Source organism: Streptomyces muensis (assembly GCF_021474425.1).
GTDB classification, from domain to species: Bacteria; Actinomycetota; Actinomycetes; order Streptomycetales; family Streptomycetaceae; genus Streptomyces; species Streptomyces muensis.
Genome location: NZ_JAKEIP010000303.1, coordinates 1 through 9083, shown reverse-complemented (window position 1 = coordinate 9083; position 9083 = coordinate 1). Strand labels below are relative to the sequence as shown.

The following is a 9083-nucleotide window of genomic DNA, read 5'->3' as shown; positions in this document are numbered from 1 at the left end:
GACGTGCGGGGTGCGGCGCGCGTGGGCGGCGGGCAGGTCCCGTATGAAGCCGTCCAGTTCACCCACCGTCCTGGCCGCCAGCACGCCCTCGACGCGCTCGGCGTGCTCGTCGGCGGTGAGGCGCCCCTCGGCCAGGGCGTCACGCAGGATGTCGGCGATCCGGTCGCGGTCGGCGTCGGAGGCACGGAGTTCGGTGGCGGCAGCGGGTGCGGTCTGCTTCTGAAGGTCCACGGCAGCAGCGTACCGAAACACGATAGATCGCGATACCCCTGTGGATGACGATCCATGCGGGACGACCCTCGGGCGACGAACTGAGCCTTACCTCACAAGCTCGGCGTCAGTGGCAGGTTCTACGCTGGTGGACGCTGCCAACGGAGGCCAGCCGCGCTGTCTGTTTAGTGAGGAATGGGCGACATGCCTGAGTTCGCGTACACCGATCTGCTCCCCATGGGAGAGGACACCACCCCGTACCGGCTGGTGACCTCCGAAGGTGTCTCCACCTTCGAGGCCGACGGGCGGACGTTCCTCAAGGTCGAGCCCGAGGCGCTGCGCAAGCTCGCCGAGGAGGCCATCCACGACATCCAGCACTACCTGCGCCCCGCCCACCTCGCGCAGCTGCGCCGGATCATCGACGACCCCGAGGCGTCCAGCAACGACAAGTTCGTCGCCCTGGACCTGCTGAAGAACGCGAACATCGCGGCGGCGGGTGTCCTGCCGATGTGCCAGGACACCGGTACGGCGATCGTGATGGGCAAGCGCGGGCAGAACGTGCTGACGGAGGGCGGCGACGAGGCGGCCCTCAGCCGCGGCATCTACGACGCCTACCTGAACCTCAACCTGCGCTACTCGCAGATGGCTCCGCTCACCATGTGGGAGGAGAAGAACACCGGCTCCAACCTGCCGGCCCAGATCGAGCTGTACGCCGCCGACGGGGGCGCGTACAAGTTCCTGTTCATGGCCAAGGGCGGTGGCTCGGCCAACAAGTCCTTCCTCTACCAGGAGACCAAGGCCGTCCTGAACGAGGCCTCCATGATGAAGTTCCTGGAGGAGAAGATCCGTTCGCTGGGTACGGCCGCCTGTCCGCCGTACCACCTGGCGATCGTGGTCGGCGGTACGAGCGCGGAGTACGCGCTGAAGACCGCCAAGTACGCCTCCGCGCACTACCTGGACGAGATCCCGGCCGAGGGCTCGCCGCTCGGGCACGGGTTCCGGGACAAGGAGCTGGAGGAGAAGGTCTTCGAGCTGACGCAGAAGATCGGGATCGGGGCGCAGTTCGGCGGCAAGTACTTCTGCCACGACGTGCGTGTGGTGCGGCTGCCGCGGCACGGCGCCTCCTGCCCGGTCGCCATCGCCGTGTCCTGCTCGGCCGACCGGCAGGCCGTCGCGAAGATCACGGCCGAGGGCGTCTTCCTGGAGCAGCTGGAGACGGACCCCGCGCGCTTCCTCCCCGAGACGACCGACGAGCACCTCGAGCAGGACGGCGACGTCGTCAAGATCGACCTGAACCAGCCGATGGAGTCGATCCTCGCCGAGCTGACGAAGTACCCGGTCAAGACCCGTCTCTCCCTCACCGGTCCGCTGGTCGTGGCCCGTGACATCGCGCACGCCAAGATCAAGGAGCGGCTTGACGCGGGTGAGGAGATGCCGCAGTACCTGAAGGACCACCCGGTGTACTACGCGGGGCCGGCCAAGACCCCCGAGGGTTACGCGTCCGGCTCCTTCGGGCCTACGACGGCCGGGCGTATGGACTCCTACGTGGAGCAGTTCCAGGCGGCCGGGGGTTCCAAGGTGATGCTGGCGAAGGGGAACCGGAGCAAGCAGGTCACGGACGCGTGTGACGCCCACGGTGGCTTCTACCTCGGCTCGATCGGCGGCCCCGCCGCCCGGCTCGCCCAGGACTGCATCAAGAAGGTCGAGGTCGTCGAGTACGAGGAGCTCGGCATGGAAGCCGTGTGGAAGATCGAGGTCGAGGACTTCCCGGCGTTCATCGTGGTCGACGACAAGGGTAACGACTTCTTCACTTCGCGGGAACCCGAGCAGCCGACGTTCACGACGATCCCCGTGCGTGGCCCTGGCCTCGGCTGACACACGGTCTCAACACGCCGCAGAGAGCCCCCGGCACGCCGCCGGGGGCTCTTGCGCTATCGGGACGGTCGCAAGGCAAGACGGTCCCGGACCGGCCCGCTCGGCGTCTCGCAGGGCCACCCAGCGGAACAGAGCGGGCAGAGACACGCACCCGCCCGTCAGGACCGGTTTATGCGACAACGCGCATAGTCGCGTGAACGCATGGACGTGCCGTGATGCCTCCTCGTACCGTCGTATGCGACGGCCCAACCGGGGCTACGAATCAGGGGGTTCCGCAATGGCACGCGAGGAACTGACTCGGCTCACCGGCAACGGCAACGGCGAATGCGGTGAAGACGACTGCCCGAACGTGTACGGCACGGAGCGAGGAACGTTCGTCGTGCAGGGCGACGTGTCCGACGCCTTCACGCCGCCTATGGGTGAGGGACTGGTGGAAATCCCGGAATCGGTTCTCAGGGAGGCCGTACGTGCTCTTGGATGGTGACGAGTGGCGGGCAATGTTCCGAGGCATCCAGTCGGAAGCGTGGCGGCTGGAGACCCTGCCCCAATACCTCGTACTCCAGGAATCCGAGGAACTCAAAGCCTTCCGGGCGGGTAAGCGAATCGACCCGCGCACCTACTCGTCACCGTATACAGAAGACCTGAAACGGCTACGAGGTGAGGGCAAGCGGAAGGGTCGTGTTCACGTAGTGACCCAACCACTTTCCGAGTACCTCCGATTCGAATTCACCCGGTACTACGCGCCTCATGTGCTCGCCGGGGAAAATATCCGCATCCTCGACGTGACGGACCGAGCGAACCCCTTGCGAGGGGTGCAAGACTTCTGGCTTTTCGACCGGTCTACGGTCGTCCTCATGCACTACGAGGAAGACGGAACGCAGGTCAATCGAGAGCTATACGCGGGTGATCCCGCCCCGTTCATCGAGTATCAGCGGATCGCTGAGGCAGAGTCAGTGCCATTTCTGGAGTACGTGAAGGAGTGACGTTCGAACCCGAGCAGCTTGGCCAGTCCAGCCAGGAACTGGCCTCGAAGCTCCGAGAACTGCGCAAGCAAGCCGGGCTCTCAGGGGTCCGGCTTGCTGCGATGCAACATGTCTCAATCGAAGGTGTCCCGGATCGAGAACGGAAAGGTTCGGCCGTCCCTCGTTGACGTTGAGCAGATCTTGAGAGCTCTCGATGCACCACCGAACATGATCGAGGAAGTCTCGGCTCTCGCCAGAATGGCGAACACTGAGTGGCGGAACCTTCGAGAGCTGCGTCGAAAGGGATTGGGAACAAGACAAGCAGAACTGAAGGCGCTCGAAGCGTCCTCGACGCACATGCGCTACTTCTTGCTATCCATGATCACCGGCCTTCTCGCCACTCCGGAATACATTCGGGCGAGTCTCGCCCATTCCTCGGCGGACACCAGTAAAGCCATTGCGGGGAAGCTGGAACGGCAAGCCATTCTCTATGACGCCTCGAAACGGTTCACGTTCATTCTGACGGAACAAGCGGTTCGCTGGCCCGTTGTCGCACCCCTGGCTCTAGCCGAGCAAATGGACCGGCTTTCCGCCCTGACCTATCTCCCGAACATACGAATCGGCCTGATACCGATAGGGGTGACTACCCCAAGAACACCCCTCAACACCTTCACGATTTACGACGAATCCCTGACCGTCATCGAGACATCAGCTGGAAGTCTCGTCCTGCGTGACAGTCGCGACATTCAAAGCTACCTCGACGAGTTCTCCGGCTACGAGGAATGCACACTGTTCGAGGAAGACGCGAGGGCGAAACTCTCGGAGTGGTCGACCGAGTGCCGTTCATGATCTTTAACCCACAACGCGAATGAAGCCCAGCTTGTTGCACGCTCTCCGGCACCATTACTGAGACGACAGGAATTCGCGGGGAGAGGCCACGGGATGAGTGTGACAGCATCGGCGGAAACAACGGACGCACGCCAGTGGGAGTACGTCACGTACGCCCCTCGCGGCGAGACGTGCCCCGCGTGCCTGACGTCCATCAAGCCGCTGGAACAAGTACGGCGAGGAAGCATCGAACGGCAGTCGGGAGCGCCGTTCGTCGTATACCGGCACCTGACGTGCCCGAAGGAGTGACGGTCATGCTGTGCACCCCCGGCCCTGCTATGCCTCGCACCATGGTGGAGGCATATCGGCGTAAGCAGCGCGAGAAGGCTTCCCAACCCGAATCCGAGAAAGAGCAGGAAAAGGAGCCCCGGCACGTTAGGGACGGCGAATCTCCTCTCGCCTAGCGTGCCGGCCCAGCCCCACCAGCATCCCCCCCGTCTGGTGGGGCTCCTGCATTTCCACGGCGACCGTAAGCGAGCCGCACACCCTCATTGCCTTGGCCACCAGCCCCATCAAGGCAATGAAGGCCTCGAACCGTGCGCGGCCCCGATGGAGAAGCAGGGCAGCATGCACGCGAGCATCCACTCACGCAACGGCAGTTGGGGATCGGGCATGGAAGCGACTGACCCTGGCTGAGCGGATCTGCACCATGCGCGGCATCAAGGTGGACGTAGAACACTCCCGCGACTCCGAGAAGGACAGCACTCTTGTTGAGAGCGTCAGGAGGAAACGAGTCAAGTAGCGGTTCCAGCAGACGGCGAGGAGGCCCCTAACACCCGTGAGGATGCCAGGGGTTGCCCCGCTAGGACGTGCTGCAAAGCCGCCCGGAGGCAGGGGCGGCCCCGACCTGCGTCCGGATGAGGTCAGTGGGGTCAAGTTGACCGATGCGTAGGGCGGTTGGGCTGCTTAAATCGTTCCATGACTCAGCTCTCGGCGGCCTGGTACACGTCAGCCACGTTCTGGACCACAACAGTCAGCGCAGTCGTAGCTGTGATCAGTGCTGGCATCGCAGCCTGGGCGACACTGCGTGCAGTCCGCCCCAAACTACGCCTTGCCTGGACGCAACATCGGAACGCCCCACTCATTGCCAACGGAGCGCCATCACTGAACATTTCGTACGACGGCTCACGTCTCAGAGAGCCGAGAATGGCGGAAATCTCCGTGCGGAATCGAGGTGAGAGAGACATTACCTCCTCGATGTTCCATAATGGAGATCCGATCGCCATCGAATTTGGGGCAAACGTCAAGAAGGTACTCGACGTAAGTACCTCTCCGGACTCCTCAACGGTCCCAGAGCATGAGCCGTCTGGGACCAAGCTAATCATCAAGCCGAGTCGCCTAGCCAAAGATCAGTGCGTCGAGTGGACCGTACTCCTAGACGGACCTGAGACGGACCCCGAGTTTCGCTCACCGCTTGTAGATGTTGTCGTTGTCGAAGAGGAGGATTTCTTTGCCGCTTACGATCAACGCAGACGGCGCTACCGTAGGTCACTCGTTGGAATGCTCGCAGTCTTGGCTCTCCTAGCATCGGCAAGCACCGTGCTGGCATACGTAACCGCAGCGAGCGCCAGGGATGCTAGGGACGGTTTGCAGCGGTACAGATATATTGAATATTGCCGGTACTACGAAAAGACCGACCCTCAACGTGCTAACGAAATGGAATGCCCACCTGCTTCCAAACCGAGCGGACCTACTCCAGAAAGTAACCCTTTTAAGTAGTCGGCTCCCGCCGTTACTGAGCTTGAACTCATGAAGTCGTAGGGGTGAGGGACAGGCCGGTTCCGGCGAGGCATCCGTCGATGAGGTGGGGGCGGTATTGGATCTTCCTCATCCCGTGACGGATGGTCTGGATGAGGTGCTCGGGTGTGGTGAAGGCGGTGTTGGACAGCCAGCCGCGCCGCAGCAACGACCAGATGCCCTCGACGGGGTTGAGGGCGGGTGCGTAGGAGGGCAGTTGGTAGACGGTCAGCCAGTCCTGCCGGTCGATGAACTGCCGCATCCCGTAGGCGAGATGGACGTTGAGGTTGTCCCAGACGAGCACGATCGAACCGCCGAGCTGCTGATGCGCGGTGATGAGCAGGTCGCGGTAGTCGGTCCAGGCGAAGCTCTTGCGTCCGTCGCGTCGGCCGTCGTCACGGCGCGGCCGGTAGATCAGCCGGGCTCGTTGGCCTGGCTTGTAGCAGGTCAGTGCGGCGATCGAGATGCAGCGGCGGGAGCGGCCGCGGACCCGGATGACGGGTGTCTGCCCGCGGCGGGCCCAGGTGCGGGCGATGGGCGGCGTCATCGAGAAGCCGGCCTCGTCCTCGAAGACGATCCATGCGCCGAGCGCCGCCGCGGTGCTTCCACCTGTGGCCAGGTCTCCTTCACCCAGCCGGTGACCTGGTCCTCGTCGCGTTCGACAGCACGTCTGGTCGGGATCTGGCAGGAGAAGTCGTGCCGGATCAGCAGCTTGCGCACTCCTTGCAGGGTGTAGCTCTTGTGGAAGCGGCGGCCGATCACGGTCTTGATCCGCGACAGCGTCCACCGCTGATCCGGCCAGCCGTGCGCGACCGGTCCCTTCGCCAACTCCGCTTCCAGCTGGGCGAACTGGGCCTCGCTCAGCCTGGGCGGCGAGGCCGAACCTGCCGAGCGCAGGGCTCGCGGCCCACCCTTGTCCGAGGCCCACCGCCACCGCTGCACGGACCGGACGCTCACCCATAGCTCCTTGGCGATCGCCGAGCTCGGCTCGCCCCGGGCGAACCCCTCGGCCGCGTTCATCCGGATCCCCTCGCGGAACTGCCGGCGCTCGTCCGACAGACCGCCACCCTGCGCGTACCTCATAACCAACGGCGTACCGCGAGGATCAAGCTCTGTCGGCGGCTACGACACCCCAAGTTCAAGCTCAGTAGGTATACATCGGGAAGGGTGGCGGTTTCAAAGAAGTCGTTCAAACGGGCAGAGATAGGACGTGTAAACGGCCTACTGGCGCAAGCTCAGGGCATGAAAAGACCCCCGATGCGTTTACACACAACGGGGGTCTCTTGTGGGTGCCGCTCTGCCTACTTCCGCTTGTAAGCCCTCTGCTTCGGCAGAATGTATTCCGCCTCCGGCTCGGTCCACATATAGCCTTCAGGAACGTGAAGACCCGTCTGCTCGGCGATCTCCGCCAATTCCGGCATACGCACAACCACCCGGCGCGAGCCATCCTCGGTGTTCCCCACCGCCACGGTTACCCCGTGTCGTTGCAGGAACACGCGCTTCTGCTCGTCATCCTTGGTCGACCACTCTTCGAGGTAGGTCCGCCCCGTTTCCTTCCAGGCCGGAGTGTCCTCGGCGGTCTTGATGTCTTCCCTCAGCCGCTCCACCTTGGCCGACTGGAATTCGTGCTGCCCCCAGTACCGTTCCACCTGGACATCGGTCTTGAAGCGTCCAGCGAGGTAATCGGCTTCCAGCCTGTCTAGGGTCCCCTCGGCCTCGGCAAGCTCGGTCTTGGCCTGACTGATCGAATTACCGGCCCGCTCCATAACCGGAAGCGGCCCGAGGGTGACCTTCACGAAGGATCCGACCGCCGTGTCTAGGTCGTCGCGGCGAACACGGCCGGGGTTGGGACACGTTCCGGTGTTGACGTTGTTACATGAGTAGTAGTGGTGCACACGGCCGCTAGGCTTCGTCTTCTTGTTGGAAGACATTCGGGCACCGCACGCCTGGCAGATAGCCACGCCGCCGAGCATCGATCGCGAAGGCGTGGACCGCCGAACCGGCCTGTCACTCTTCAGCACAGCGACAAGTTCGGACCACTCCGCAAACTCCATCAGGGGTTCATCAGTAATCCGAACATGCTCGCCGTTCTCGTCTACGACATTCTCCCCCTTGTAGGTGTAAATTCCGGCCACGGTCGGATTCATAACGATGGCGCGGATAGCGTTCGCCGTCCAGGCAACGCCCCTCGACTCTTCGTCCTTCAGGATACGAAGGTGATCCCGCCACGTAGGGATGCCGCGCTGATTCAGGTCAACCGCAATCCTGTAGGATGACCAGTCACCCTTTAGCCGCTCCACAATTTCGCCGAACAACTCGGCATAGGTGGGGTCCTGAACGAGCTTCTTCCCGCCACCCTCCTGCCGCTCAAAGCGGTATCCGAACGGCTCTACACCACCAATCCAGACACCCTTGGCCTTACGAGCGGCCGAGCCGGAAAGTGCGCGGGCGCGAATGGTGTCTAGCTCGCCCTCGGCAAAGGCCGCGATGATCTGAGCGAACATCTTCCCCATAGGGGTGCTCATGTCGATGCCCTCGGTCACAGACACGATGACCTTGCCGTGTCTCTGGCACCAGTCGAAGACCTCGGCGAAGTGACCAGCCTTCCGGCTGAGCCGGTCCAACTTCCACACCGCCAACACGTCCCACTCGTCGGCCCGCTCGTTGAACCAGGGACCGAGGCCCGGTCTCTTGAAGGGGTGCATGGCGCCGGACACGTCTAGCTCTTCAGCCCAGCCCGCTATGCGGCCATCAATGGCCGGTCCGGCCGCCCAGTGTTCTACGGCCGCACGCTGCTTCTCCGGACTGGTGGTGTCGTCCTTCAGGATGGACAGGCGGACGTTACCCAGGACCCTCGGGTTAGAGATCATGGCGCGGATCGTACGGGGGTCCACGCAAGCTGAACAAGTCGAACGACTTCTTCCAGGACTCGGCGCCCGCACTCACGTTCACCTCCATTCCGGTACGGGCCCGGGGGGGCATAACGACTCCGACAGACCACGCTTTCCTCGCCCCCACCGCCCCTACCCGTCCCATCCCCAGGGGCTCCGCCCCTTCGACCCCGCTGGGGCTGCCGCCCCAGACCCGGCCATCGGCCCTCCGGGCCTCGTCCTCAAACGCCGGACGGGCTGAAAGATGCACGCCGGGCCGGTACATCCAGCCCCTCCGGCGTTTGAGGAGCGGGGTCTGGGGCGGAGCCCCAGAAAGGGGCGCAGGGCTGTGCCGATATGCGGCTCCGCCGCGTGGGCGCGACCAGCCCCCCGGGGGGTGCCCCTTCTGGGGGCGGAGCCCCCAGAAGGGGCACGGGGAACTGCGCGACCAGCCCCCACCGGGCCGCACCCGAAGAACACCCCCCAGTCTCGTATAAACAAAAGACCCTGCCCACGAACACCAAAACGGGTAGATCACCGT

General features: G+C 63.7%; 7 protein-coding genes and 1 pseudogene. 5 read left to right on the top strand and 3 right to left on the bottom strand.

Translation table 11 applies throughout. The annotated features are described in order from the left end of the window. On the bottom strand, positions 1-231 hold a 231-nt coding region (locus L0P92_RS38560), incomplete at its 3' end, for a DUF1707 SHOCT-like domain-containing protein (RefSeq protein ID WP_234767793.1). Between the two features lie 183 nt (positions 232-414). Between L0P92_RS38560 and L0P92_RS38555 the strand changes: the two genes are divergently transcribed. The 4 genes from L0P92_RS38555 (at position 415) to L0P92_RS38540 (ending at position 3896) form a co-directional block, all read left to right on the top strand. Further along, positions 415-2085, top strand: coding sequence for a fumarate hydratase (locus L0P92_RS38555; RefSeq protein ID WP_234767792.1), 1671 nt, complete (start codon positions 415-417; stop codon positions 2083-2085). Positions 2086-2362: 277 nt separating this feature from the next. After that, positions 2363-2569 (top strand): hypothetical protein, encoded by a 207-nt coding sequence (locus tag L0P92_RS38550; protein WP_234767791.1) that lies wholly within the window; start codon positions 2363-2365, stop codon positions 2567-2569. Further along, positions 2553-3068 carry a DUF6879 family protein gene (locus L0P92_RS38545; protein WP_234767790.1) on the top strand — a complete coding sequence of 172 codons (516 nt, stop codon included), beginning with the start codon at positions 2553-2555 and terminating at the stop codon, positions 3066-3068. The genes L0P92_RS38550 and L0P92_RS38545 overlap by 17 nt, the downstream gene beginning before the upstream one ends. A 123-nt stretch (positions 3069-3191) precedes the next feature. Then, on the top strand, positions 3192-3896 hold the full coding sequence (locus L0P92_RS38540; protein WP_308289803.1) for a Scr1 family TA system antitoxin-like transcriptional regulator: 705 nt from the start codon (positions 3192-3194) through the stop codon (positions 3894-3896). Positions 3897-5682: 1786 nt separating this feature from the next. Here L0P92_RS38540 and L0P92_RS45895 read toward each other — a convergent pair. Together L0P92_RS45895 and L0P92_RS38525 are read right to left on the bottom strand one after the other, a co-directional pair. Beyond that, a protein-coding gene (locus L0P92_RS45895) for an IS630 family transposase (RefSeq protein ID WP_443733833.1) occupies positions 5683-6755 on the bottom strand; the annotation gives its coding sequence in 2 pieces (ribosomal slippage) (positions 5683-6309 and positions 6312-6755; 1071 coding nt in all). A 218-nt stretch (positions 6756-6973) separates the two neighbouring features. Continuing rightward, positions 6974-8542, bottom strand: coding sequence for a recombinase family protein (locus L0P92_RS38525; RefSeq protein WP_234767787.1), 1569 nt, complete (start codon positions 8540-8542; stop codon positions 6974-6976). A gap of 123 nt (positions 8543-8665) precedes the next feature. Between L0P92_RS38525 and L0P92_RS45835 the strand changes: the two are divergent. Continuing rightward, positions 8666-8833, top strand: a pseudogene (locus tag L0P92_RS45835) (cobyrinate a,c-diamide synthase); the annotation flags it as partial. Positions 8834-9083: the final 250 nt, after the last annotated feature.

What these genes read in the sequence shown, in the direction of transcription:
- L0P92_RS38555 (WP_234767792.1), top strand. Translation starts at nt 415, where the DNA reads ATGCCTGAGTTCGCGTACACCGATCTGCTCCCCATGGGAGAGGACACC.
- L0P92_RS38550 (WP_234767791.1), top strand. Translation starts at nt 2,363, where the DNA reads ATGGCACGCGAGGAACTGACTCGGCTCACCGGCAACGGCAACGGCGAA.
- L0P92_RS38525 (WP_234767787.1), bottom strand. Translation starts at nt 8,542, where the DNA reads ATGATCTCTAACCCGAGGGTCCTGGGTAACGTCCGCCTGTCCATCCTG.